The sequence below is a fragment of the Pseudomonas sp. SIMBA_041 genome, assembly GCF_046535095.1.
Classification (GTDB): domain Bacteria; phylum Pseudomonadota; class Gammaproteobacteria; order Pseudomonadales; family Pseudomonadaceae; genus Aquipseudomonas; species Aquipseudomonas mucoides.
The window spans coordinates 178,281-202,906 of record NZ_JAWRXJ010000010.1 but is presented as its reverse complement, the minus strand read 5'-3'; the positions used below and the strand labels follow the sequence as shown (position 1 = coordinate 202,906).

Annotated in this window: 23 protein-coding genes; 9 read left to right on the top strand and 14 right to left on the bottom strand. The window is 60.1% G+C overall.

What is annotated here, in order from left to right:
* Positions 1 to 26: 26 nt before the first annotated feature.
* The 4 genes from SB725_RS23650 to mreB all read right to left on the bottom strand — a co-directional run bounded on the left by SB725_RS23650 (position 27) and on the right by mreB (position 3,463).
* Complete coding sequence (locus SB725_RS23650) at positions 27 to 623, bottom strand: Maf family protein (protein ID WP_027924520.1); 597 nt, start codon at positions 621 to 623, stop codon at positions 27 to 29.
* Between the two features lie 43 nt (positions 624 to 666).
* Positions 667 to 1,158, bottom strand: coding sequence for a rod shape-determining protein MreD (gene mreD, locus SB725_RS23645; protein WP_027924519.1), 492 nt, complete (start codon positions 1,156 to 1,158; stop codon positions 667 to 669).
* Positions 1,158 to 2,282, bottom strand: coding sequence for a rod shape-determining protein MreC (mreC, locus tag SB725_RS23640; RefSeq protein ID WP_081743970.1), 1,125 nt, complete (start codon positions 2,280 to 2,282; stop codon positions 1,158 to 1,160). Before mreC ends, mreD begins: the two co-directional genes overlap by 1 nt.
* A gap of 143 nt (positions 2,283 to 2,425) precedes the next feature.
* Positions 2,426 to 3,463 carry a rod shape-determining protein MreB gene (gene mreB, locus SB725_RS23635; protein WP_002555108.1) on the bottom strand — a complete coding sequence of 346 codons (1,038 nt, stop codon included), beginning with the start codon at positions 3,461 to 3,463 and terminating at the stop codon, positions 2,426 to 2,428.
* Between the two features lie 211 nt (positions 3,464 to 3,674).
* On the opposite strand from mreB, the gene gatC reads away from it, so the two are divergent.
* The 6 genes from gatC (at position 3,675) to SB725_RS23605 (ending at position 8,898) form a co-directional block, all read left to right on the top strand.
* The gene (gene gatC, locus SB725_RS23630) at positions 3,675 to 3,962 is read left to right on the top strand and encodes an Asp-tRNA(Asn)/Glu-tRNA(Gln) amidotransferase subunit GatC (protein WP_007901429.1); all 288 of its coding nucleotides are present in this window, start codon (positions 3,675 to 3,677) and stop codon (positions 3,960 to 3,962) included.
* A gap of 16 nt (positions 3,963 to 3,978) precedes the next feature.
* On the top strand, positions 3,979 to 5,430 hold the full coding sequence (gene gatA, locus SB725_RS23625) for an Asp-tRNA(Asn)/Glu-tRNA(Gln) amidotransferase subunit GatA (RefSeq protein WP_027924517.1): 1,452 nt from the start codon (positions 3,979 to 3,981) through the stop codon (positions 5,428 to 5,430).
* A 10-nt stretch (positions 5,431 to 5,440) separates the two neighbouring features.
* Positions 5,441 to 6,886 (top strand): Asp-tRNA(Asn)/Glu-tRNA(Gln) amidotransferase subunit GatB, encoded by a 1,446-nt coding sequence (gene gatB, locus SB725_RS23620; RefSeq protein WP_059181616.1) that lies wholly within the window; start codon positions 5,441 to 5,443, stop codon positions 6,884 to 6,886.
* A 148-nt stretch (positions 6,887 to 7,034) separates the two neighbouring features.
* Positions 7,035 to 7,409 carry a septal ring lytic transglycosylase RlpA family protein gene (locus SB725_RS23615; protein ID WP_027924515.1) on the top strand — a complete coding sequence of 125 codons (375 nt, stop codon included), beginning with the start codon at positions 7,035 to 7,037 and terminating at the stop codon, positions 7,407 to 7,409.
* A gap of 50 nt (positions 7,410 to 7,459) precedes the next feature.
* Positions 7,460 to 8,521 (top strand): calcium/sodium antiporter, encoded by a 1,062-nt coding sequence (locus tag SB725_RS23610; RefSeq protein ID WP_027924514.1) that lies wholly within the window; start codon positions 7,460 to 7,462, stop codon positions 8,519 to 8,521.
* A complete protein-coding gene (locus SB725_RS23605) occupies positions 8,518 to 8,898 on the top strand; it encodes a carboxymuconolactone decarboxylase family protein (protein WP_027924513.1) in 381 nt (126 codons plus the stop codon). The genes SB725_RS23610 and SB725_RS23605 overlap by 4 nt, the downstream gene beginning before the upstream one ends.
* A gap of 73 nt (positions 8,899 to 8,971) precedes the next feature.
* Here SB725_RS23605 and SB725_RS23600 read toward each other — a convergent pair whose 3' ends face one another.
* The 5 genes from SB725_RS23600 to kdgD all read right to left on the bottom strand — a co-directional run bounded on the left by SB725_RS23600 (position 8,972) and on the right by kdgD (position 15,551).
* A complete protein-coding gene (locus tag SB725_RS23600; protein ID WP_027924512.1) occupies positions 8,972 to 9,913 on the bottom strand; it encodes an AEC family transporter in 942 nt (313 codons plus the stop codon).
* 186 nt (positions 9,914 to 10,099) lie between these two features.
* A complete protein-coding gene (garD, locus tag SB725_RS23595) occupies positions 10,100 to 11,653 on the bottom strand; it encodes a galactarate dehydratase (RefSeq protein WP_027924511.1) in 1,554 nt (517 codons plus the stop codon).
* 11 nt (positions 11,654 to 11,664) lie between these two features.
* Positions 11,665 to 13,044: an MFS transporter gene (locus SB725_RS23590; RefSeq protein ID WP_410922648.1), complete on the bottom strand. Its 1,380-nt coding sequence runs from the start codon at positions 13,042 to 13,044 to the stop codon at positions 11,665 to 11,667.
* 89 nt (positions 13,045 to 13,133) lie between these two features.
* Complete coding sequence (locus tag SB725_RS23585; protein WP_410922647.1) at positions 13,134 to 14,579, bottom strand: aldehyde dehydrogenase family protein; 1,446 nt, start codon at positions 14,577 to 14,579, stop codon at positions 13,134 to 13,136.
* Positions 14,580 to 14,639: 60 nt separating this feature from the next.
* Complete coding sequence (kdgD, locus tag SB725_RS23580; protein WP_027924508.1) at positions 14,640 to 15,551, bottom strand: 5-dehydro-4-deoxyglucarate dehydratase; 912 nt, start codon at positions 15,549 to 15,551, stop codon at positions 14,640 to 14,642.
* Positions 15,552 to 15,787: 236 nt separating this feature from the next.
* Here kdgD and SB725_RS23575 point away from each other — a divergent pair, with 236 nt between their 5' ends.
* A complete protein-coding gene (locus SB725_RS23575) occupies positions 15,788 to 17,092 on the top strand; it encodes a phospholipase (protein WP_410922646.1) in 1,305 nt (434 codons plus the stop codon).
* Between the two features lie 14 nt (positions 17,093 to 17,106).
* Entirely contained in the window at positions 17,107 to 17,298 is a 192-nt protein-coding gene (locus tag SB725_RS23570) for a hypothetical protein (RefSeq protein ID WP_027924506.1), read from the top strand.
* A gap of 129 nt (positions 17,299 to 17,427) precedes the next feature.
* Here SB725_RS23570 and SB725_RS23565 read toward each other — a convergent pair whose 3' ends face one another.
* From SB725_RS23565 to SB725_RS23550, 4 genes are all read right to left on the bottom strand, one after another.
* On the bottom strand, positions 17,428 to 18,177 hold the full coding sequence (locus SB725_RS23565) for a FadR/GntR family transcriptional regulator (protein ID WP_027924505.1): 750 nt from the start codon (positions 18,175 to 18,177) through the stop codon (positions 17,428 to 17,430).
* A gap of 125 nt (positions 18,178 to 18,302) precedes the next feature.
* Positions 18,303 to 20,030 (bottom strand): ABC transporter ATP-binding protein/permease, encoded by a 1,728-nt coding sequence (locus SB725_RS23560; protein WP_027924504.1) that lies wholly within the window; start codon positions 20,028 to 20,030, stop codon positions 18,303 to 18,305.
* A gap of 96 nt (positions 20,031 to 20,126) precedes the next feature.
* Complete coding sequence (locus tag SB725_RS23555; protein WP_027924503.1) at positions 20,127 to 20,687, bottom strand: response regulator transcription factor; 561 nt, start codon at positions 20,685 to 20,687, stop codon at positions 20,127 to 20,129.
* Positions 20,680 to 21,942 (bottom strand): ATP-binding protein, encoded by a 1,263-nt coding sequence (locus SB725_RS23550; protein ID WP_027924502.1) that lies wholly within the window; start codon positions 21,940 to 21,942, stop codon positions 20,680 to 20,682. Before SB725_RS23550 ends, SB725_RS23555 begins: the two co-directional genes overlap by 8 nt.
* Positions 21,943 to 22,260: 318 nt before the next feature.
* On the opposite strand from SB725_RS23550, the gene SB725_RS23545 reads away from it, so the two are divergent.
* Positions 22,261 to 22,977 (top strand): SIMPL domain-containing protein, encoded by a 717-nt coding sequence (locus tag SB725_RS23545; RefSeq protein WP_027924500.1) that lies wholly within the window; start codon positions 22,261 to 22,263, stop codon positions 22,975 to 22,977.
* Positions 22,978 to 23,201: 224 nt separating this feature from the next.
* Here the strand turns inward: SB725_RS23545 and SB725_RS23540 are convergent, their stop codons facing one another.
* Positions 23,202 to 23,567 carry a DUF6124 family protein gene (locus SB725_RS23540; protein ID WP_027924499.1) on the bottom strand — a complete coding sequence of 122 codons (366 nt, stop codon included), beginning with the start codon at positions 23,565 to 23,567 and terminating at the stop codon, positions 23,202 to 23,204.
* Positions 23,568 to 24,626: the final 1,059 nt, after the last annotated feature.

Sequence of the window (24,626 nt, the reverse complement as noted above, 5' to 3'; positions counted from 1 at the left end):
ATGGCTACATCTTGTCAGTACGACGCTCAGCGCGCGTTAAGTGTTTGCCAACAGGGTATGCCGAAATGGCCGAGCAGTTCTGCGGTTTCGCACAGCGGCAACCCGACGACCGCCGAATAACTGCCATTGAGCCCGGCAACAAATACCGCACCCAGGCCCTGAATGCCGTAACCACCCGCCTTGTCGCGTGGCTCGCAGCTGGCCCAATAGGCTGCCGCTTCGTCGCCACTGATGTTGCGAAACCGCACCAGGCTGCGCACCACCCGAGACTCACAGCGTTCGGCATCGAGTACGGCAATGGCCGTCAGCACTTCATGTTCACGACCGGCCAACAGCATAAGCATGGCGCACGCATCGGCTTCGTCCACCGGTTTGCCAAGAATTTTGCCTTCCAGCACCACGGCGGTGTCGGCGCCCAACACGCAAAAATCAGCGTCGGACACGACGGTCCCGCGCCCGGCCTCGGCTTTGCCGCGCGCGAGGCGCTCGACATAGGCCGACGGGGATTCTTGAGGAAAAGGGGTTTCATCGATGTCCGCGCTGATGGCGGAGAACGGCACGCCGATCTGCGTGAGCAGTTCACGCCGACGCGGCGAGCCTGAGGCGAGGTATAGCTGTTTCATCAAGACATCTCCCTGTCGAGGTGCGGGCCAATGCCTGACCGAATTAATTGATTTTGTAGCGCCGACGCAGACCACGCAAACCGTAGCTGACCCAGGGCCACAACAACGCGCTGACCAGTGCCGGCAGCACCAGCGCCAGGGTGGGTTGACGGTTACCGGTCAAGGCACTCAGCCACAACTGAACAAGCTGCGCCAGGCCGAAGATAACCAGGATCACCAGGCTCTGTTGCCACATCGGGAACATGCGCAAGCGCTGTTGCAGCGACAACACCAGGAAGGTAATCAACGTCAGGATCAATGCGTTCTGGCCAAGCAACGTGCCGTACAGCACGTCTTCAGCCAAGCCCAGGCACCACGCGGTGACCATGCCGACTTTTTGCGGCAGGGTCAGCGCCCAGAACGCGAGCAGCAACGCCAGCCACAACGGGCGGAGGATTTCCATGAACTGCGGCAGCGGTGAAACGCTGAGCAACAGGCCGATCGCGAACGTCAACCAGACAATCCAGCTGTTTCGGGAGGCTTTGACGCCGACCATTATTCTTGTCTCCCAGTGGCAGCCGGTTCGGAGACAGGCGGTTTGACAGCAGGCTTCACGGCCGGCGGTTTACTGGCGGCAGGCGGCTTGGAAGCAGCGGGTTTGGCCGGTTTGGCGGGGGTTGCAGGAGCAGGCGTTGCTGGAGCCGGCGCAGCGGCCGCCGGCGTGACGGCAGGTGCAGCAGGCGCCACGGTTGCCGCCGGAACCGGTTTAGGAACGGTGGCCGGAATGATCGGACCGCCGCCGTGCTGATCCAGCGCCTCTTGTGCCTGGGCCGCTTCGTTGGCGCGCTCTTCGGCCGTGCGGCCATCGCTGAACACCAGCAGCAAATAACGGCTGCGGTTCAGCGCGGCGGTTGGCACGGCACGCACGATGGCAAATGGCTGGCCGGAATCGTGAATCACTTCTTTGACCGTCGCCACGGGGTAACCCGCCGGGAACCGCTGACCCAGGCCGGAGCTGACCAGCAGATCACCTTCCTTGATGTCGGCGGTATCCGCTACGTGACGCAACTCCAGGCGCTCCGGGTTGCCGGTGCCGCTGGCAATCGCCCGCAGACCGTTGCGGTTCACCTGCACCGGAATGCTGTGAGTCGTATCGGTCAGCAGCAAGACACGGGAGGTGTAGGGCATCAACTCGACCACCTGCCCCATCAGGCCGCGGGCATCGAGCACCGGCTGGCCAAGGATCACACCGTCGCGCTCACCCTTGTTGATGATGATGCGATGGGTGAACGGGTTCGGGTCCATGCCGATCAACTCGGCCACTTCGACCTTCTCGTTGACCAGCGCGGAAGAGTTGAGCAACTCGCGCAGCCGAACGTTCTGCTCGGTGAGGGCGGCAAGCTTCTGCATGCGCCCCTGCAACAGCAGGTTTTCGGTCTTGAGTTTTTCGTTTTCGGCGACGAGCTCGGTACGGCTGCCAAATTGGCTGGCCACACCCTGCCATAGCCGCTGCGGCAGGTCGGTGATCCAGTAAGACTGCATCAGCACCAGCGACATTTGGCTACGCACTGGCTTGAGCAGTGTGAAGCGGGCATCGACCACCATCAGCGCGATCGAAAGCACGACCAGCACCAATAAGCGCACGCCCAGTGAGGGACCTTTGGAAAAAAGCGGTTTAATAAGCCGCTCCTCCCAGGCAAATGTTCTCTTTACTCATACGGCATCAAACCGGCCTGGATGCAGACTGACAGAAGATAAGCGCCAACAGGCAGCACTGCAAAGTGCCGCCTGCGCGCTCAACAGCATAGAGGCTATCCGGCGACTTATTCGCTGGAAAGCAGGTCCATGGTGTGTTTATCCATCATTTCCAATGCACGGCCACCGCCACGAGCAACGCAGGTCAGCGGGTCTTCGGCAACGATCACCGGCAGACCTGTTTCCTGGGCCAGCAACTTGTCGAGGTCGCGCAGCAAGGCGCCACCACCGGTCAGTACCAGACCGCGCTCGGCGATATCGGACGCCAGCTCCGGAGGCGATTGCTCCAGTGCACTTTTCACAGCCTGAACGATGGTGGCCAGGGACTCTTGCAGAGCTTCCAGCACTTCATTGGAGTTCAGGGTGAAAGCACGTGGAACGCCTTCGGCCAGGTTACGGCCACGAACGTCGACTTCACGCACTTCGCCGCCCGGGTAAGCCGTACCGATTTCCTGCTTGATGCGCTCGGCAGTGGATTCGCCGATCAGGCTGCCGTAGTTGCGACGCACGTAGGTGATGATCGCTTCGTCGAAGCGGTCGCCGCCAACCCGTACGGATTCAGCGTAAACCACACCGTTCAGGGAGATCAGGGCGATTTCAGTAGTACCACCACCAATATCGACCACCATCGAACCGCGTGCTTCTTCAACCGGCAGGCCGGCACCGATCGCAGCAGCCATCGGCTCTTCGATCAGGAACACTTCACGAGCACCGGCACCAAGGGCCGATTCACGGATGGCACGACGCTCAACCTGGGTGGATTTGCACGGAACGCAGATCAGCACACGCGGGCTAGGCTGCAGGAAGCTGTTTTCGTGAACCTTGTTGATAAAGTATTGCAGCATCTTTTCGCAGACGCTGAAGTCGGCAATCACGCCGTCCTTCATCGGACGAATGGCAGCAATGTTGCCCGGCGTACGGCCGAGCATACGCTTCGCCTCGGTGCCGACAGCAACGACACTTTTCTGGTTACCGTGTGTCCGAATAGCCACAACCGATGGCTCATTCAGGACGATACCGCGCTCGCGCACGTAAATAAGGGTGTTGGCAGTGCCCAGGTCAATGGAAAGATCGCTGGAAAACATGCCACGCAGTTTCTTGAACATGGGAAAGGGACCCTAGGCAACGCGTGGGTAAAAAAGTGCGGCAAACTCTAACAACGACAGGGATTTTGGGCAAGGCGCCAATATGTTAAATTGGCCGCTTTTCTGTGCACCAACCCCCACAATCGCGGCCTTATGACCGTAGAAATGCGGTAGTGTTCCGACAATCTAACACACGGACGCCGTCCGTTCTGTATTCCACTGGAGAATCGCAATGGCGCTTGAACGCTCCGACGTGGAAAAAATCGCTCATTTGGCCTGCCTTGGCCTTAATGATGCCGATCTTCCACACATCACTTCGGCCCTGAACAGCATTCTGGGCCTGGTCGACGAAATGCAGGCGGTCAATACCGACGGTATCGAGCCGCTGGCCCACCCATTGGAAGCCAGCCAGCGCCTGCGTGCAGACGTCGTGACCGAGACCAATCATCGCGAGGCTTATCAGTCCATCGCACCAGCGGTCGAAAACGGCCTGTACCTGGTTCCGAAAGTCATCGACTAAAGGGAAAGAGCCTGCAATGCATCACATGACTCTGGCCGAGATCGCCCGCGGACTCGCCGAAAAAAAGTTTTCTTCCGAAGAGCTGACCAAGACCCTGCTGGCGCGTATCGCCCTGCTTGATCCTCAGCTCAACAGTTTCATCAGCCTCACCGAGGACCTGGCGCTCCAGCAGGCGAAAGCCGCTGACGCACGCCGGGCCAATGGTGAGAGCGGCGCCCTGCTCGGCGCGCCGATTGCCCACAAAGACCTGTTCTGCACCCAGGGCATCCGTACCAGCTGCGGCTCGAAGATGCTCGACAACTTCAAAGCCCCGTACGACGCCACCGTCGTCGCCAAGCTGGCGGCTGCCGGGACCGTGACCCTGGGCAAGACCAACATGGACGAATTCGCCATGGGGTCGGCCAACGAGTCGAGCTACTACGGCCCGGTGAAAAACCCATGGAACCTGGAATACGTGCCTGGCGGTTCGTCCGGCGGTTCGGCCGCCGCGGTTGCCGCGCGCCTGCTGCCTGCAGCCACCGGCACCGACACCGGCGGCTCGATCCGTCAGCCAGCGGCCCTGACCAACCTCACCGGCCTGAAACCGACGTACGGTCGTGTTTCGCGCTGGGGCATGATTGCCTACGCCTCCAGCCTCGATCAGGGCGGCCCGATGGCACGCACTGCCGAAGACTGCGCGATTTTGTTGCAAGGCATGGCCGGCTTCGATCCAAAGGACTCCACCAGCATCGACGAGCCTGTGCCGGATTACCGCGCCAGCCTCAACGATTCGCTGCAAGGCCTGCGCATCGGTGTGCCGAAGGAATACTTCAGCGCCGGTCTCGACCCGCGCATTGCCGAGCTGATCCACACCAGCGTCAAGGAGCTGGAAAAGCTCGGCGCCGTGATCAAGGAAATCAGCCTGCCGAACATGCAGCACGCGATTCCTGCGTACTACGTGATCGCGCCGGCAGAAGCCTCGTCCAACCTGTCGCGTTTCGATGGCGTGCGCTTTGGCCATCGTTGCGAGAACCCGAAAGACCTGATCGATCTGTACAAGCGTTCCCGTGGCGAAGGTTTCGGCCCGGAAGTGCAGCGCCGGATCATGGTCGGTGCCTACGCGCTGTCGGCCGGTTACTACGACGCCTACTACCTGAAGGCCCAGAAGATTCGTCGCTTGATCAAGAACGACTTCATGGCTGCCTTCAATGAGGTCGACATCATCCTCGGCCCAACCACGCCGAACCCGGCCTGGAAGCTCGGCGCCAAGAACAGCGACCCGGTCGCTGCCTACCTGGAAGACGTCTACACCATCACCGCCAACCTCGCTGGCCTGCCGGGCTTGTCCATGCCGGCCGGTTTCGTCGATGGCCTGCCGGTGGGCGTGCAACTGCTCGCGCCGTATTTCCAGGAAGGTCGCCTGTTGAACGTTGCCCACCAGTATCAGTTGAACACTGACTGGCACACCCGCACCCCAACCGGCTTCTGAGGAGACACACATGCAATGGGAAGTCGTGATCGGGCTGGAGATTCATACCCAGCTCACCACCCGGTCGAAAATCTTTTCCGGTAGTTCCACCACCTTCGGTTCCGAGCCGAATACCCAGGCCAGCCTGATCGACCTGGGCATGCCCGGCGTATTGCCGGTGCTGAACCAGGAAGCGGTGCGCATGGCGGTGATGTTCGGTTTGGCGATTGACGCCGAGATCGGCCAGCACAACGTGTTCGCCCGTAAAAACTATTTCTACCCGGATTTGCCGAAGGGCTATCAGATCAGCCAGATGGAATTGCCGATCGTCGGCAAGGGCCACCTGGACATCGCCTTGGAAGACGGCACGATCAAACGTGTTGGCGTGACCCGTGCGCACCTGGAAGAAGACGCCGGTAAAAGCCTGCACGAAGAGTTCAACGGTGCCACCGGCATCGACCTGAACCGTGCCGGCACGCCGCTGCTGGAAATCGTCTCCGAGCCGGACATGCGCAGCGCCAAGGAAGCCGTGGCTTACGTCAAGACGATCCACGCGCTGGTGCGTTACCTGGGCATCTGCGACGGCAACATGGCCGAAGGCTCGCTGCGTTGCGACTGCAACGTGTCGATCCGTCCGAAAGGTCAGGTTGAGTTCGGCACTCGCTGCGAGATCAAGAACGTCAACTCGTTCCGCTTCATCGAAAAAGCGATCAACAGCGAAGTACAGCGTCAGATCGAGCTGATCGAAGACGGCGGCAAAGTGATCCAGCAGACCCGTCTGTACGATCCGAACAAGGACGAAACCCGTCCGATGCGCAGCAAAGAGGAAGCCAACGACTACCGTTACTTTCCCGATCCGGACCTGCTGCCCGTGGTCATCGAAGATTCGTTCCTCGACGACGTGCGCGCGACCCTGCCAGAACTGCCACCGCAAAAACGCGAGCGTTTCCAGGAGCAATTCGGTCTGTCGGTCTATGACGCCAGCGTGTTGGCGACCAGCCGCGAGCAAGCCGATTACTTCGAGAAAGTCGCGAGCATCGGCGGCGACGCCAAACTGGCGGCGAACTGGGTAATGGTCGAGTTGGGCAGCCTGCTCAACAAGCAAGGCCTGGACATCGAAGACTCACCGGTTTCGGCCGAGCAACTGGGCGGCATGCTGCTGCGCATCAAGGACAACACCATCTCTGGCAAGATCGCCAAGGTCGTGTTTGAAGCGATGGCCAACGGCGAAGGCAGCGCGGACGAAATCATCGACAAGCGCGGCCTCAAACAAGTGACCGACACAGGTGCGATTTCGGCGGTGCTGGACGAAATGCTTGCGGCCAATGCCGAACAGGTTGAACAGTACCGCGCGGCAGACGAAGCCAAACGTGGCAAGATGTTCGGCTTCTTCGTCGGCCAGGCCATGAAAGCCTCCAAAGGCAAGGCCAACCCGCAACAGGTCAACGAACTGCTGAAAAGCAAGCTCGAAGGCTGATGAGCATGGAGCCAGTTTCAAAGCCTGGCTCCACCCCCTGTGGGAGCGAGCTTGCTCGCGATTGCGGTTTTGCATTCAACAATGAGTTGGCTGTCAGGACGCAATCGCGAGCAAGCCCGCTCCCACATTTGTTTGTGGAAACCTTTAAATGAAGCGTCTACTCGGTGCCTGCGCCCTGCTCGCTCTGCTGGCCGGTTGCGCCAGTAACGATGTCATCGATCCACACGGCTACGACAAGACCGGTACGGCGTCCTATTACGGCGCCAAACACCAAGGTAAACGCACCGCCAGTGGCGAGCGTTTCGACAAGAATTCCATGACCGCCGCCCACCGCCAGTTGCCCTTCGGCACGCGGGTGAAGGTCACCAACCTGAACAACGACAAGTCCTGCGTGGTCCGCATCAACGACCGTGGGCCGCATACCCGCGGGCGCCTGATCGATCTGTCCCATGCAGCCGCCGAACGCCTGGGCATGATCAGCAGCGGTACCGCCAAGGTTCGCGTGCAAGCCCTCGACGACTGACAGACGGAGTACCGACCATTTTCGGACTTGCCGATGTACCCCTGATCAGCCTGATTGAACTGCTCAGTGGCCTGGTTCTACTGATTATCGGCGCGGAGCTGATGGTGCGCGCGGCCGTGCGCCTGGCAGCGCGACTGCATGTGCGCCCACTGATCATCGGCCTGACCATCGTCGCCCTCGGCAGCAGTGCGCCGCAGATGGCCGTCAGCCTGCAAGCCACCCTGGCGGACAATGCCGACATTGCCGTCGGCAGCGTGATCGGCAGCAGCATTTTCAACATTCTCGTCACCCTCGGGCTCTCGGCGCTGATCATTCCGCTGCGGGTTTCGCGCCAACTGGTGCGCCTGGATATTCCGCTGATGATCGGCGCCAGCCTGCTGGTGTTCGTGCTGGCCTGGAATGAACAACTGACCCGCACCGATGGCATGATCCTGCTGGCGGCACTGGCGCTGTACCTGGGCTTGCTGTTGCGCCAGTCGCGGCACTCGGCCCGCCCGCCATCGAGCGATCCCCTCAGTCAGGCCGCGCCCTGGTTCAGCAGCCTGCTGATGATCGTGGCGGGGCTGGCGATGCTGGTCTACGCCGGGCATCTGCTGCTGGGCGCCGCCGTGGTGGTGGCAACCGACCTTGGATTGTCGGAACGGATCATCGGCCTGACCATCGTCGCCATCAGCACCTCCCTGCCGGAACTCGCCACCTCCCTGATCGCCGCCCTGCGCGGTCAGCGCGACATTGCCGTGGGTAACGTGATCGGCAGCAACCTGTTCAACCTGTTGGGCGTGCTCGGCGTGACAGCGTTGATCGCGCCGTCACCGCTGTCGGTATCACCCAACGCCCTGGATTTCGACTTGCCGGTGATGCTCGGCGTCGCGGTGTTGTGCCTGCCGTTGTTCTACACCGGCTACCGGGTGACCCGGGCCGAAGGTTTGCTGTGCCTGGGTTTGTACCTGGCTTACGGGCTGCACGTGGTGTCGTTCACCACCGGCATGCCGCTGGCCGGCAAGCTCGAACACCTGATGCTGTTTTTCGTTCTGCCGGCGCTGGTGGCGTTTTTGCTGTTCACGTCGCTGCTCGCCTGGCGTCGCCAACACCACAAGAGGGATGTGCCATGACCGACAATAAAAAACCTGGCGTTGAAGTCCGCCGCCAAGTGATGGGCGACGCTTTCGTCGACCGCGCACTGGGCAATGCCACCGAATTCACCCAGCCGTTGCAGGATTTCGTCAATGAACACGCGTGGGGCGCTGTGTGGAACCGCGAAGGCCTGGAACTGAAAACCCGCAGCCTGATCACCCTCGCCGCGCTGACCGCGCTGAAGTGCCCGCAGGAATTGAAAGGCCATGTGCGCGGTGCATTGAACAACGGCTGCACCGTGGAAGAGATTCGTGAAACGCTGCTGCATTGCGCGGTGTATGCCGGTGCGCCGGCGGCGATAGATGCATTTCGGGCGGCGCAGGAAGTGATTGAGAGTTATCAGAAGCCGGAATAAAAATCCGGCATTTGTGGTGATTGTTCAGCCGTCATCGCGAGCAGGCCCGGAAAAACAACCCAAAATCCCAGGGCTAGATCCACCCACCCCACTGCAACAAAAAGATCCCGACGTTGGTGGTCACCGCCGCCATCAACGTGGTGATGACGATGATCGCCGCCGCCAGTTCATGATTCCCCTCAGCCTGACGGGCCATCACAAAACTGGCCGCCGCCGTCGGGCTGCCAAAATACAAAAACAGAATCCCCAACTCCGCCCCACGAAAGCCCCACAGCCACGCCCCAAGGGTCGTCAGCACCGGCAGGCCGATCATCTTCACCAGGCTGGAACTGAGCGCCATATCGCCGCTCTTGCGCAGCGCCGCCAGCGACAGCGTGCCGCCAATGCAAATCAACGCCAGCGGCAACGTGGTCTGCGCCAGGTACTGCCCGGACGTCTCCAGCCACCCCGGCAAACCGATCTTGAAATAGGCAAACGGCGCCGCCGCGAATACGCTGATGATCAGCGGATTGCCCATCACGCTTTTGCAGATGCTCCACGGATCGGACTTGATCACCGGGCTGTACACCGCCAGCACAATGGTCGACAGCGTGTTGTAGAACAGGATCACCAGCGCCGCGAGAATCGCCCCGAGGGAAATCCCGTAGGCGCCGTACATGCTCGCCGCCAGCGCCAGGCCGATGACCCCGTTGTTGCCGCGAAACGCGCCTTGGGTATAAATCCCCCGGTCTTCGCGCGGGCACTTCCAGATCGCCCAGACCCAGGCAATGGCGAAACTCACCAGCGTGGCCATCGAGAAGTAGATCAGCAGCGCCGGTTGCAGCGCCGCGTGCAGGTCCGCATGCAGAATGCCCAGAAACAGCAACGCCGGCATGGTGACGTTGAACACCAGGGCCGACGCGGTGTGGATGAAATTGTCGTTGATCCAGCCAATGCGCTTGAGCAGCACACCCAGAAACAGCATGGCAAACACCGGCGCGGTGATGTTCAGTGTTTCGAGGAAGATTGCCAGCATGCCGGGGGGAACCTTGGGTGAGCGTCGTTAGGGGGCTAATAATAAGCCACTCAGCCCTTCGGCGTCTGTTAGACCGCTATCGCGAGCAAGCTCGCTCCCACATTTGTCCTGCGAAAAACACACAATCTGCGCACGACGAAAATCCCTGTGGGAGCGAGCTTGCTCGCGATGAACGATAACGCGGTCTCAGGTGATCGGCGCAGGGTTGAACAGGGTGATGTCGTTATGCAGCTTGTGCTGCTCGGCCCACGTCTGCTTCTTGCCACTGGCCACGTCCAGGTAGTAGTGGAACAACTCCCAGCCGAGGTCTTCGATCGACGCCCGCCCGGTGGCAATCCGCCCCGCATCGATGTCGATCAAATCCGGCCAGCGCTGCGCCAGTTCTGTACGGGTCGACACCTTCACCACCGGCGCCATCGCCAGGCCATACGGCGTACCACGGCCGGTGGTGAACACATGCAGGTTCATCCCCGCCGCCAACTGCAACGTCCCGCAGACAAAGTCACTGGCCGGGGTTGCGCAGAAAATCAGGCCCTTGCGCTTGAAACGCTCGCCAGGGCCAAGCACCCCATTGATCGCGCTGCTGCCGGACTTGACGATCGAGCCCAGGGATTTCTCGACGATGTTCGACAACCCGCCCTTCTTGTTGCCCGGCGTGGTGTTGGCGCTACGGTCCGCTTCGCCCTTGGCCAGATACCGGTCGTACCAGTCCATTTCCCGCACCAGTTCCTGAGCGACTTCTTGAGTTTCCGCTCGCGAGGTCAGTAAGTAGATCGCGTCGCGCACTTCAGTCACTTCGGAAAACATCACCGTCGCACCGGCACGCAGCAACAAGTCCGAGGCATAACCCAGCGCCGGGTTAGCGGTGATGCCGGAGAACGCATCACTGCCGCCGCACTGCATGCCCAGAATCAGCTCGGACGCCGGCACGGTTTCCCGGCGGCGCTGATCGAGCTTCTTCAAACGGGTTTCGGCCAGCGCCATGATCTGCTCGATCATCTCGGTGAAACCGTGACTCGAATCCTGCAGGCGGTACAACCACGGCTCGCTCAGATCCACCGAGCTGTCGTTCTCGTGCATCACCTGCCCGGCCTGCAATTTCTCGCAACCCAGGCTGATCACCAACGCTTCGCCACCCAGGTTCGGGTTACGCGCCAGGTTGCGCACAGTACGAATCGGGATGTACGCATCGGCCGCCGTAATCGCCACACCACAGCCGTAGCTGTGGGTCAGCGCGACCACGTCGTCGACGTTCGGGTACTTGGGCAGCAACTCGTCCTTGATGCGCTTGACCGCATGATCCAGCACACCGGTGACGCACTGAACGGTCGTGGTAATCCCCAGGATATTGCGCGTGCCGACAGTGCCGTCGGCGTTGCGATAACCCTCGAACGTATAGCCGTCGAGCGGGGCTTGCGCCGCCGGCACTTCGGTGGACAGCGGCAAGCTATCCAGCGGCGGTGCGGTGGGCATGCGCAGTTGATCTTCCTTGACCCAGCTGCCGCGCGGAATCGGCTGCAACGCGTAGCCAATAGTCTGGCCGTAACGAATCACCTGCCCGCCTTCGGGAATGTCTTCCAGCGTGACTTTGTGGCTTTGTGGCACGAAGTCCACGGTCACCAGACCATCGGGAAACTCGGTGCCGGCCGGCACGCCCTGGTCATTGACCACGATCACTACGTTGTCCCGCTCGTGCAGACGGATGTAGCGCGGCGAGTCGGAATGTTCAATCAACTGCATGACGCCGCTCCTCAGGAATGCGCTTGTGACAATTTGTTGTTTTTTTCAGGACCGCTGACTGGCGGCTCCTGGAGTACCACGCGTTTGATCGGACCAACGATCACCAGGTAGCTGAACACCGCCACCAGTGCGTTGCAACCGACAAACACCAGCGCCCATTTGAACGAGCCGGTGGAGCTGATGATGTAGCCGATCACGATTGGCGTGGTGATCGACGCGATGTTGCCGAACATGTTGAACAGGCCGCCACTCAAACCGGCGATCTGCTTTGGCGAGGTATCGGACACCACGGCCCAGCCCAACGCGCCCACTCCTTTGCCGAAGAAGGCCAGGGCCATGAAGCCCACGACCATCCATTCGATGTCGACGTAGTTGCAAGCCACGATGCTGCTGGACACCAGCAGGCCCGCGATGATCGGCGCCTTGCGGGCGAAGGTCAGGGAGTGGCCCTTGCGCAGCAGGTAGTCGGAAATCACACCGCCCAACACACCACCGATAAAACCGCAGATCGCCGGCAACGAGGCAATGAAACCGGCCTTGAGGATGGTCATGCCGCGTTCTTGCACCAGGTACACCGGGAACCAGGTCAGGAAGAAGTAGGTGATGGCGTTGATGCAATACTGGCTCAGGTAGACGCCGAGCATCATGCGATTGGTCAGCAGCTGACGCACGTAGTCCCATTTCGGGCCTTCAGCCGGTTTGCCGGCGGCTTGCCCTTTGCCTTTGTCCTGGTCCATGTCGACCATGCCGCCGTTCTCGGCGATGTGCTTGAACTCGGCCTCGTTGATCATCGGGTGCTGACGCGGACTGTGGATAACTTTCAGCCAGATCAGCGAGAACACGATGCCGATGCTGCCCATCACCACAAACACATGCTGCCAGCCGAACGTGTAGACGATCCAGCCCATCAGCGGTGCAAACAGAACGGTGGCGAAGTATTGCGCCGAGTTGAAGATCGCAGACGCAGTACCGCGTTCAGCGGTCGGGAACCAGGCCGCAACGATGCGTGCGTTACCAGGGAAGGATGGCGCTTCGGCCAGGCCGACGAGGAAGCGCAGCATGAACAGCGCAACGATCGCCGTGGACATGCCGAACTCACCGACGTAGCCCTGGAGCACGGTGAACAGCGACCAGGTGAAGATGCTCAGTGCGTAGACTTTTTTCGAGCCGAAACGGTCCAGCAGCCAGCCACCGGGAATTTGCCCGGCCACATAGGCCCAACCGAATGCAGAGAAGATATAACCGAGAGTGACCGCGTCGATGCCGAGGTCTTTTTGCAGGCTCGAGCCCGCAATGGCGATGGTAGCCCGGTCGGCGTAGTTGATCGTGGTCACCAGGAAAAGCATGAGCAGGATCAAATAGCGGACATGGGTCGGCTTGGTCGCTTGCATGTAGATGTACTCCCACTGATTATTTTTATGCGCGGGTGGAGCTATTTACAGGGGTTGCGGCATCGATGCCGATACCGCGGCGTTTCCTGTCAGGAGCCGATGTAAGAGGTCTTCACCACGGTGTAGAACTCTTGCGCATAGCGACCTTGCTCGCGGGATCCATAGGATGAACCTTTACGCCCGCCGAATGGAACGTGGTAATCCACGCCTGCGGTCGGCAGGTTGACCATCACCATCCCGGCCTGGGAATGGCGCTTGAAGTGGTTGGCGTACTTCAACGAGGTGGTCGCGATACCCGCCGACAGACCGAACTCGGTGTCGTTGGCCATGGCCAGTGCCGCTTCGTAATCCGCGACGCGAACCACGTTGGCCACCGGACCGAAGATCTCTTCGCGGCTGATGCGCATCGCGGCTTCGCTGTCGGCAAACAGCGTTGGCGCCAGGTAGTAGCCTTCGGTGTCGCAGGTCACCAGACCACCGCCACTGACCAGACGCGCACCTTCGGACTGGCCGATGTCGATGTACTTCATGTCTTGCTCAAGCTGAGCCTGGGAAACCACGGGACCAATGTCAGTACCGGTTTTCAGCGCATGGCCGACCTTGATCGACTTCATGCGTTCGGCCACGGCTTCGACGAATTTGTCGTGGATGCCGGCCGTCACGATGAAACGGCTGGAAGCAGTGCAACGCTGACCGGTGGAGTAGAACGCGCTCTGCACCGACAGCTCGACCGCTTGCTTGAGGTCAGCGTCGTCGAGAATGATCTGCGGGTTCTTGCCGCCCATTTCCAGCTGAACCTTGGCTTGACGCGATACACAGCTGACCGCGATCTGACGACCGACACCGACGGAACCGGTGAAGCTGATGCCGTCGACTTTCGGGCTCTGCACCAGCGCATCGCCGACCACCCGACCGCTGCCCATCACCAGGTTGAACACGCCAGCCGGGAAGCCTGCGCGGGAGATGATTTCGGCCAGGGCCCAGGCGCAACCGGGTACCAGATCCGCTGGTTTCAGCACGACGCAGTTACCGTACGCCAGGGCCGGGGCAATTTTCCACGCGGGGATGGCGATCGGGAAGTTCCACGGGGTGATCAGGCCAACCACGCCCAATGCTTCGCGAGTCACTTCAACGTTCACACCCGGGCGTACCGACGGCAAATAGTCGCCGGACAGACGCAGGGTTTCACCAGCGAAGAACTTGAAGATGTTACCGGCGCGAGTCACTTCGCCGATGGCTTCAGGCAGGGTCTTGCCTTCTTCACGGGCCAGCAAGGTACCGAGTTCTTCGCGACGGGCGAGGATTTCAGTACCGACTTTATCCAGCGAGTCGTGACGTGCCTGAATGCCCGACGTCGACCAGGCCGGGAACGCGGCGCGAGCGGCGTCGATGGCGGCGTGGACTTGAGCCAGATCGGCTTTGGCGTAGTGACCGATGGTGTCGGTCAGTTCGGACGGGTTGATGTTGGCGCAGTAATCACTGCCCCCCACCCATGCACCGTTGATGTAGTTATCAAAACGCTTTGCATCTGCCACAACAATTCTCCTCACGCAAAAGGCCGCTGATCACTCAGCGGCCCTGTTAAATCGGATGTGTTACTGCGCACCTTGCTTGTCGATCAGCGCGGCGAGCATTTCGTACTCTTCGGCCGTCAGATCGGTCAGCGGTGCACGCACAGGACCTGCGTCGTAACCGGCAATTTTTGCCCCGGCCTTGACGATGCTCACCGCGTAGCCGGCTTTGCGGTTACGGATGTCCAGGTAGGGCAGGAAGAAGTCGTCGATGATCTTGCCAACGGTGGCGTGATCCTCGCGAGCGATGGCGTGGTAAAAATCCATCGCGGTTTTCGGGATGAAGTTGAACACCGCCGAGGAGTAAACCGGCACGCCCAGGGCTTTGTAAGCAGCGGCGTAGACTTCAGCGGTCGGCAAACCGCCCAGGTAGCTGAAGCGATCGCCGAGGCGACGACGGATCGACACCATCAGTTCGATATCGCCCAGGCCATCTTTGTAGCCGATCAGGTTCGGGCAGCGCTCGGCCAGACGTTCCAGCAAAGGAGCGGTCAGGCGGCAGACGTTACGGTTGTAAACCACCACGCCGATTTTCACCGATTTGCACACGGCTTCAACGTGGGCGGCAACGCCGTCCTGGCTGGCTTCGGTCAGGTAGTGCGGCAGCAGCAACAGGCCTTTGGCGCCCAGGCGCTCGGCTTCCTGTGCGTACTCGATGGCTTGACGGGTCGAACCGCCCACGCCGGCCAGGATCGGAACGCTGGTTTCGCAGGTGTCGACGGCAGTCTTGATGATTTCCGAATATTCGCTGGCCGCCAGAGAGAAGAACTCACCGGTGCCGCCCGCGGCGAACAACGCCGTGGCGCCGTATGGGGCCAGCCATTCGAGACGCTTGATGTAGCCCGCGCGATGGAAATCGCCCTGAGCATTGAAATCGGTGACCGGGAAAGACAACAGGCCGGAAGAGAGGATGGACTTCAGTTCTTGTGGATTCATTATTCGAACACCCTGAGTAGCAACGTATGTGTGTGAGGAAACCGTTCAGCTTTCGCCGAGTTGTAGGTCATCGTACAACTTAAATAATAACCGTCAACTGCATTTCATCGCCGTCTGCATTTTTATGTAGGAGAGGTTCTTTCCTTGACGTAGGAAATTTCTCGGCTAAGATCGAATTAACTGTATATGCATACAGTTAATTCGAAATCTGCCTACGACATATCAAGGAGCTAGAAATGTCAGGTCTACACACTCAATCCCAGGAAAAACCCAAGCAGGTCATTACCGTTCTGGATGATCTTTTCAATGAGCACGGCATTGCCATCAGCGGCCATGAATTGCTGGTGCTGCACTTGGGCACACCTCACAACCACGCCTCTCAACCGTCCGCCTCCCCTTCCGGCAAAGCCTTGAATGGCAAGCCGCAACTGAGGTTCGAGGGGGGTGAACACACGGCTATCGGGGATGGCACCCTGCTGCGTTTCATCAAGGATGCCCCCGCGATCCCGGCCTCACAGGTCGAACTGCATTTGCCCAACGGGCTGGCGCTGACCTATGGCCAGGTTGTTGCGCTGGGCGGTGATTTCTACGGAATTCCCGAGCAACCGATCAGCGAAGGCGCCACCGCTCCGGACCGAGTCCAGCGCTTCTCCAACGCATTCAACTCGCTGGCGGTGCTGCCGGCCGCGAATGCCGAGGCCAAGCTGATCCTCGGGGTCATGCAAAAGGAAATCGCCGCCGTGAAGCAGGCGATCCAGGACGGCAAACAGCCTCACGAGGTCTATGACGCCCTCGGAGATACGTTGTCGGAGGAGTGGAACAAGATCACCGGCGGCGGCAGTTTCGTCTCGGCGCTATTCCCGTTGGGGCGTTATCTGAAACTCGCCGCCAACAATACTGACCACTTTGCCGAAGGGGCACTGGCAGCCTATATCGCCGGCCACACTGCGGCCGTGCAGCAAGCCGTGCTGGCGAAAAACAGTGGTGATGAAAAACAGCTCGAAATCGCCTACGCGATGAATGCGTTTGCCGATCATTACCTGACTGACCTGTTTTCCGCGGGCCACCTGCGTGTACCGCGCAAGCAACTGGCGGCGGTGGTCACACCCAGCGACCTGGGCTCGTTGATCACCCGTTTCATGCACGACGAAGACAGCAAGTTCGGCCTCAATGTGCGTAATGGCAACGCCGATCAATGGCGCGCGTATGGCGACAAACGCTATTTCGACGCGATCGACAGCGCCAATCGCGTGCAGGTCAATCAAGCGGTTCAGCTGTCTGCGGATGAGATCTTCACGGCGTACCTCAGCGGTGTCGCTCCATCGCCCAGCAACTTCAGCGCCTTGAAAAAGCTGCCGGACTTGCAAGCCGCGCTGAACCCGGCCGGCAATTTCTCGCCGCTGTTCAGGGTCGAGGGCAGCAAGGTGCTGCGGCGCAAGGACGTCAACAACCTGAACGACACCGCCACCATCGACGACTGGTGGGGCTGGAGCACTTATTTGCTGCTCAAGGACTACACACCCACCGGCAACGTTGCCTGATAAGGAGATCCATGATGACGATCAAAGTGAAACTGGAACTGGCTTCGGGCCAATCTATGAACGGGGCGCCGTTGGAGTTGTTGTCCAAGGGCGTGGTGATTGCGCGGGCGGTGGTGAATGAACGGGGGGATGTGGTGTTTGATGCCAAGCCTGGGGTGGCTGGATTGGCGGTGAGGGTGGATCGTTCGATCCTGCGTATCAGCTAACTTTTTCATCAGGGCTGAAGGCCCTGTCGCGAGCAAGCTCGGCTCCCACAGGTTTTCACAAGACACTGTGGGAGCCGGGCTTGCTCGCGATGGCATTCCAGCAGACAGCAGAAAATTGCGACCGGAAAATTAACCCCGCTGCGCCTCAGCCTCTTCATGCGCATGACGCAACCGCTCGCGGCTATTCGTCAGGTGCAAACGCATTGCGGCCCGCGCCGCATCGGAATCCTGACGGGCGATGGCGTCGTAAATCTCTTCGTGTTCACGGCTCAGGCGATTCATGTAGTGCTGCTGGTCGTCATGGGCCAGGCGCGCGGAGTTCAGCCGCGTGCGCGGAATGATGCTGGTGCCGAGGTGGGTCATGATGTCGGTGAAGTAGCGGTTACCGGTCGCCAGCGCGATTTGCAGGTGGAACTGGAAGTCCGAGGCGACCGCATCGCTGGCATGCGAAGCGCTTTCGTTGAGGGCGTCCAGCGCAGCTCTCATCAAACCTAGTTGCTCGTCGCTGCGGCGTTGCGCGGCGAGGCCGGCGGACTCCACTTCGAGGCTGATGCGCAACTCCAGAATCGCCAACACGTCACGCAGAGTGACCACCGTTGCCGGATCGATGCGAAAGCCGCTCGGGCTCGGGGTATCGAGCACGAAGGTGCCGATGCCATGGCGGGTTTCAACCTGCCCGGCCGCCTGCAAACGGGAAATCGCCTCGCGCACCACCGTGCGGCTGACGCCATGAGCATCCATGATCGCCGACTCGGTGGGCAATTTGTCGCCGCGCTTGAGGTGACCGTCGCGGATCTGCTCGGACAGCACCGTCACCAATTCCTGTGCGAGGCTGCGGCGCTTGCGAGGGAGGCGTGGTGCGTCGATCGGGTTTTCCATGGTGAACATCTGTCTCGAAAATTCGGCTGAAACCGCATCATAGCTCAACGCGGTTGTACGATCACCGTCAGCATCCACTATCCCTGTGGGAGCGAGCAAGCTCGCTCCCACAGGGATAGTGGTGTTTATGCGGTCACGGTCTGGTCCACCAAATGGCCGTTCTCGATTCGAACATGCCGTGGGTGGAAACGCTTCAGGCTGCTGCGGTGCCCGACGCTGATGATGCTCAACCCCGGCAACTCGTCGATCAACGCTTGATACAGCGACCCTTCATCCTCTTCATCCATCGCCGAAGTGGCTTCGTCCATGTACAGCCATTGCGGTGCATACAGCAGCGCTCGGGCAAACGCCAAACGTTGCTGTTCACCCGGCGAGAGCATGCGCTGCCAGTGGTTCGCCTCATCCAGACGTGCAACAAGATGCGGCAAACGGCAGGTTTCCAGCACATGGACGTAGCGTTCCTGCGGATAGATATCACCCGCCTGTGGATAACTCAGCGCCTCACGCAAGGTGCCAATCGGCAAGTATGGCTTTTGCGGCAGGAACAGGTAGCGCGCCGACGGCAGACGGATACTGCCGTGGCCGGCTGGCCACAGATGCCCCATCGCGCGCAACAAGGTCGACTTGCCGCTGCCGGAACGGCCGCTGAGCATCACGCGATCGCCCTCTTCCACCGTCAGGTCGGCGTTGGTCAGCAGGTGACGACCGTCTGCCAGATCGAGGCCGAGGTTGTGGATCTTCAGTTCATCGCCCTGATTCTGTACGTCGATGGCCGGTTGGCGCTCTTCGTTGTCGGTCATGGCCTGACGGAAACTCAGCAGACGATCACAGGTGGCACGCCATGAGGCGAGGTCCTGATACGCGCTGATAAACCAGCTGAAACTCTCTTGCACGTTGCCGAACGCCGAGCTGATTTGCATCAGTTCACCGAGTTCGATCTTGCCGGCGAAGTAACGCGGCGCAGCGACCATGAACGGGAAAATGATCGCGGCCTGACTGTAACCGGCGGTGAAGAATGTCAGGCGCTTGGACACTTTCATGATGTCCCAGAAGTTGTGCCAGACCATTCCGAAACGGCTGCTCAAGCGACGATTTTCATTCGGCTCGCCGTTGTACAACGCGATACTTTCGGCATTCTCACGAACCCGGACCATGGAGAAACGCAGGTCGGCTTCGAAGCGTTGTTGTTGGTTGTTCAGGCCGATCAAGCGACGACCGATCAAATGCGTCAGCCAGCTACCGACCACGGCGTAGACCAGTACACACCAGAACATGTAGCCGGGAATGGTAAAACCGAACACTTCAATGCTGCCCGAAACGCCCCACAAAATGATCGAGAACGACACCAGGCTGACGACGTTGCGGATCAGCCCGATGCCCAGGCTCAGGGTGTTGGCCGTAAAGTTGTTGAGGTCTTCGGAAATCCGCTGGTCCGGGTTATCGGTGTAACCGCCCTGCTCCAGCTGGTAGTAGTTTTTGTTGCCGAGCCAGCGGGCAAAGTGTTTCTCCGTCAGCCAGGCTCGCCACCGGATCGTCAGCATCTGCGTCAGGTAGAGCCGGTACACCGCCCCGACAATCGCCACGGCGGCAATCGCGCAGAAATACAGAATCAGCTGCCAGAACGCCGCTTCATCCTTCTTCTGCAAGGCGTTGTAAAAATCCTTGTACCAGGTGTTGAACCACACCGAGATCCCCACGCTGATCAACGACAGGGCAATCACCGCGATCAGCAGCGTCCAGGCCTTGCCCTTCTCTTCACTTTGCCAATAGGGCGTGATGATCGCCCAGACCTTGCGGAAAAACTGCCCGCGCACGGCATCGTTGACCGCGGAATATTCAGCGTTCTGATTCATGGATAAGGCTCGATAAAGAAAAGTACACACACGAACCGATCATAGTTGATCGGCTCGAGTTATCGCGAGGGGTGGCGATGATCGTTCAGCGCCCGTTCAGCGGCGCACCGGACGTTTCTGCAGTTTGCGCTGCAGGGTACGGCGGTGCATGCCCAGGGCGCGGGCCGTGGCCGAGATGTTGCCTTCGTGCTCGGTCAGCACGCGCTGGATGTGCTCCCACTGCAAACGGTCCACCGACATCGGGTTTTCCGGCACCAGGGTGTCGAGGTCGGCGTGCTCGGACAGCAAGGCTGCCAGCACGTCGTCGGCGTCGGCCGGTTTGCACAGGTAATTGCAGGCACCGCGCTTGATCGCCTCGACGGCGGTGGCGATGCTCGAATAACCGGTGAGGATCACCACGCGCATTTCCGGGTCCAGTTCCAGCAGCTTGGGCAGCAAGACCAGGCCCGAGTCGCCGTCCATTTTCAGGTCCAGCGCGGCGTAATCCGGCAGGTCGGCCTGGGCGATGGTCAGGCCTTCTTCGGCAGAGCCGGCGGTGCTGACGCGAAAACCACGGCGGGCCATGGCGCGGGCCATCACGCGGGTAAAGGTTGCATCGTCGTCGACCAACAGCAAATGCGGCAGTTCTTCGCCTTCAACCTGGATATCGTCACTCATGTTCGTCTCCTCGGGCGACACGGGGCAGGCGCAGCTCGGTGAGCGTGCCGCCTTCCTCATGACTGTAGAGTTTCACTGAGCCGCCGGCGCGTGTCACGCTGGCCTTGCTCAAAAACAGGCCCAGGCCGAAACCTTTGCCCTTGGTGGTAAAAAACGGTTTGCCGATCTGTTCGGCGATGGCCAGCGGCACACCGGCACCGTGATCGCGGATGCTGATAGTCAGGTCTTCGGCGTTCCAGTCCAGCGTCACCTGCAGCCCTTCAGGGCACGCATCAGCAGCGTTGTTCAGCAAATTCAGCAGCGCCTGGGTCAGGTCCGGTGGCGGTGCCATGCGCGGCACAGTGCCTTGGCCCAGGCGCTGGAAGCGGTAACTGGCTTCCGGGCGCATCAGGTGCCAGCGGTTCAGCGCTTCGTCGAGCCAGTCGGTGACGTCCTGCATTTCCACCGCCAAACGGCGATTGGCCTCGGCGGCGCGCACCAGTTGCTGCAAGGTCTCTTTGCACAGCTTGACCTGATCCTGCAGCACACTCAAATCGTCCTGCAACAACGGGTCGTGGTGGTCCTGGCGCATTTCCTTGAGCAACACGCTCATGGTCGCCAGCGGCGTGCCCAATTCATGCGCCGCGCCGGCGGCTTGCGTCGCTACCGCCAGCAATTGCTGGTCACGCAGACCTTCTTCACGCCGAATCGCCCGCAGCTCTTCCTGACGGCGCAGCTCTTCGGCCATGCGCGCGGCGAAAAACGTAATGACCGCCGCCGCCAGTGCGAAACTCAGCCACATCCCATAGACCTGCAGGTTCTCCCGGGCAATCGGGAAGGTTTGCAGCGGATAGAACCGCGCGAGCAGCAAGGTGTACATCGTCAACGCGATACCCGACAGAATCACCGAATAGCGCCATGGCAACGTCACCGCGGCGATGGTCAGCGGCACCAGGTAATACGAGACGAACGGGTTGGTCGAGCCACCGGAGAAATACAGCAGGGCACTGTGGATAAACAGGTCGCAGGCCAGTTGCAGCGCATATTCCAGCTCGGTGACCGGCCACGTCGTGCGCAGCCGAACCGCGGTAAATGCGCACAACAGCGTCGAGCAACCGAGGGTCATGGCCAGTTGCACCCACGGCAGCGGCAGCAGGTCGAGCCAATAGGCCAACCCGACGGAACCGGCCTGAGCGGCGAGCACTAACGTGCGGATGAACGTCAACCGCCAGAGGTTCTGGCGAGTGGCAGAAGTGATTTGAACGGGGGCGAGCATGAGCTCTCCTGATGAGCGCTCCAGGCGGATCGCACGGAGTATAACCAAGCACGGGGGCTGACAGGCAAAAGTGCGGCAAACGGCCACATGGCAGAAAGTTCTGCGGCGGCTATAAGGCCGCTATCGCGAGCAAGCTCGCTCCCACCTTGAAATGCATTCCCCTGTGGGAGCGTGGCTTGCCCGCGATTGACCGCGAAGCGGTCACCTGTCGCTATCTGTATAGAAGTTGTAACTGTGCGAACCGGATCAATAAAGCTAGAGTCTGATGGTTTCACGCAGGCTCGGACCTGACACCTGCGCATCGCCCAAGGAGCTTTCATGCACACATTGCGCCGCTGCACCGCCCTCCTCGCCCTGAGTGCCGGCACCCTCGCCAGCCTCCCGGCCCTCGCCGCCGACGAGCTGCATTACAACCAGATTTCCCTGCGCGCCGAAGTCAGCCAGGAAGTGGCCCGCGACCTGATGATCGTGACCCTTTATACCGAAGACCAAAACACCGACCCGGCCAAACTCGCCGCCGACGTCAGCACCACCATGAACAAAGCACTGGCCCAGGCCAAACAGGTCAAAGACATCACCCTGCGCCAGGGCAGCCGCAACAGCTACCCGATCTACGACACCAAGGGCCAGAAAATCACCGGCTGGCGTGAACGCGCCGAACTGCGCCTGGAAAGCTCGGACTTCGCCGCCCTGTCGAAACTGACCGGCGAACTGCTCACCGACCTGAAAATGGGCGGCATGGACTTCGCCATCGCCACACCAACACGCAAGGCCAGCGAAGACGCACTGCTTAAAGAAGCCGTGACCGCCTTCAAGGCTCGCGCACAACTGGCGACCGATGCACTGGGTGGCAAGAGCTACAAGATCGTTAACCTGAACCTGAACAGCAACGGTTATCCACAACCGTACATGCGCGCCCCAATGATGATGAAAGCCGCCTCGATGGATGCCGCACCGGTGACACCGGATGTTGAGGCGGGCACCAGTCAGGTCAGCATGACGGCGGATGGCGCGATTGAAGTGTTGATGCCTTGATTTGATAAGACGTACATAAAAACGGCGATCACTGGAGTGAACGCCGTTTTTTTTGCCTGCCAGAAGTCGGGGTGAACCCTTCAATTCTTTGGCGAATGATAGGCCGCCATCGCGAGCAAGCTCGCTCCCACAGTGGATCTACGGTGAGCACAGTATTTGTGTACGACATAAATCCTGTGGGAGCGAGCTTGCTCGCGATGAACGATAACGTGGTCTCTGAACTACTATGCTGGATCGACGTTATCCAGTGCCCGATTCACCGCCAGCTCTGCCAGCATGATGATCTGCTGAATCGCCAACACCGTATTACGCTGCGGGCCGATCAGGTTCGCGGCGAAATCACTGGTCATGACACTGGCGGAGGCCAGTGATTCGCAGGCTTGGGCCAGCAGGCTTTCGGTGTCCATGTTCGGGGCGATCATGTACATCGTGCTGGGACGGCGGGGTTTTTCGGTGTATTGGGATGGGGAATCGAGGTAGTAGTCGAGGGCGCGTTTTATGGCTTCGTGGTCTTTGAGTAATGTTTCGGCGCGTAAGTCTTCAGCTTCGGTTTCGGGGGTGGTGGGTGGATCGGGGATTAGCTTGTCCATGGAATGCTCCTACTTATAAATGGGAGCCATCCAATGTCGTTTCCACACGACAATTAGGTGGCGGCTGCACGCAGGGTGGAAATACCGGTTAGTAGGACCCGGCCAGACCGAAGTCTGCCCACGCACAGCCGCCATGACGCAGTTTGCAGACGAAAGAAGACGTCGGCAACGATTACGATGGTCCAGCTATGCGGCTACTAAAAGATCCAGGTTTCCACACCCGGTCGCTGAAATCGCAGCGACCGCCAGAGATTAGGGGCACTGCTTCCTACCCGGCAACCTGAAAAATGCGTGGGAAAGCTCTGTGTTTTTTACACATCGTTCAACACAAAAATGGAACGCGGAGCGTCCCTGGCGGCATTCCCACGCGGGAGCGTGAGAACGATCAGTTGGGGGGCAGCAGAAAGAGATTGGTCGGCTGTCAGGCCGCCATCGCAGGCAAGCCAGCTCCCACAATTGGATTGGGTTTACCTGATGGGGATCGGTTGGCTGTGAGGCCGTATTCGCGAGCAGGCTCGCTCCCACATTTTGAATTGGGTGTATCTGGTAGAGATTGGTCGGCTGTCAGGCCGCCTTCGCGAGCAGGCTCACTCCTACACGGAGTCCGCGTACCGCCCTTGCTTCTCACCACTCAACGGGCCGAGCGTTAGCTCGCCTACAGCTTTTGATCTTGACGCACCGCCCCCTCGAGAGGCCGAGTGGAGGTTCTGCGCAGTGGGCAACCCGGCATGGATGCCGGGTTAGCCGCCCCCGGCCATGGATGGCCGATGGCGGCGGGCCCACGGAGCAGGACCGGAGCGAGGGCATGCCGAGCCTGGGCGAGGCACCGAACGAAAGGGGCAAATGCGCTTTGGTTACTTTGGCGCACTTCCAAAGTGACTCGCTGTAAGAGCGAAACCATTAGCGGCCGTTACCGCAGGAATGGATATGTACCCCGCCATCGAAAAAAGGCGCCACCAATAAAAAGCCAAGGTTGCACCCAGTACCACCCATAAACGTGCAGCCCACGACCGTGCGCCAACTGTCGCCAATAATGTACTGATTAGACCAACAACCAAG

Coding starts and splice junctions, on each gene's coding strand:
- SB725_RS23590 (WP_410922648.1), bottom strand. CDS start 13,044: ATGCAAGCGACCAAGCCGACCCATGTCCGCTATTTGATCCTGCTCATG.
- gatC (WP_007901429.1), top strand. CDS start 3,675: ATGGCGCTTGAACGCTCCGACGTGGAAAAAATCGCTCATTTGGCCTGC.
- mreD (WP_027924519.1), bottom strand. CDS start 1,158: ATGGTCGGCGTCAAAGCCTCCCGAAACAGCTGGATTGTCTGGTTGACG.
- SB725_RS23555 (WP_027924503.1), bottom strand. CDS start 20,687: ATGAGTGACGATATCCAGGTTGAAGGCGAAGAACTGCCGCATTTGCTG.
- gatB (WP_059181616.1), top strand. CDS start 5,441: ATGCAATGGGAAGTCGTGATCGGGCTGGAGATTCATACCCAGCTCACC.
- garD (WP_027924511.1), bottom strand. CDS start 11,653: ATGCAGTTGATTGAACATTCCGACTCGCCGCGCTACATCCGTCTGCAC.
- SB725_RS23605 (WP_027924513.1), top strand. CDS start 8,518: ATGACCGACAATAAAAAACCTGGCGTTGAAGTCCGCCGCCAAGTGATG.
- SB725_RS23570 (WP_027924506.1), top strand. CDS start 17,107: ATGACGATCAAAGTGAAACTGGAACTGGCTTCGGGCCAATCTATGAAC.
- kdgD (WP_027924508.1), bottom strand. CDS start 15,551: ATGAATCCACAAGAACTGAAGTCCATCCTCTCTTCCGGCCTGTTGTCT.
- SB725_RS23545 (WP_027924500.1), top strand. CDS start 22,261: ATGCACACATTGCGCCGCTGCACCGCCCTCCTCGCCCTGAGTGCCGGC.
- SB725_RS23650 (WP_027924520.1), bottom strand. CDS start 623: ATGAAACAGCTATACCTCGCCTCAGGCTCGCCGCGTCGGCGTGAACTG.
- SB725_RS23560 (WP_027924504.1), bottom strand. CDS start 20,030: ATGAATCAGAACGCTGAATATTCCGCGGTCAACGATGCCGTGCGCGGG.
- mreB (WP_002555108.1), bottom strand. CDS start 3,463: ATGTTCAAGAAACTGCGTGGCATGTTTTCCAGCGATCTTTCCATTGAC.
- gatA (WP_027924517.1), top strand. CDS start 3,979: ATGCATCACATGACTCTGGCCGAGATCGCCCGCGGACTCGCCGAAAAA.
- SB725_RS23575 (WP_410922646.1), top strand. CDS start 15,788: ATGTCAGGTCTACACACTCAATCCCAGGAAAAACCCAAGCAGGTCATT.
- SB725_RS23550 (WP_027924502.1), bottom strand. CDS start 21,942: ATGCTCGCCCCCGTTCAAATCACTTCTGCCACTCGCCAGAACCTCTGG.
- SB725_RS23540 (WP_027924499.1), bottom strand. CDS start 23,567: ATGGACAAGCTAATCCCCGATCCACCCACCACCCCCGAAACCGAAGCT.
- SB725_RS23600 (WP_027924512.1), bottom strand. CDS start 9,913: ATGCTGGCAATCTTCCTCGAAACACTGAACATCACCGCGCCGGTGTTT.
- SB725_RS23615 (WP_027924515.1), top strand. CDS start 7,035: ATGAAGCGTCTACTCGGTGCCTGCGCCCTGCTCGCTCTGCTGGCCGGT.
- SB725_RS23565 (WP_027924505.1), bottom strand. CDS start 18,177: ATGGAAAACCCGATCGACGCACCACGCCTCCCTCGCAAGCGCCGCAGC.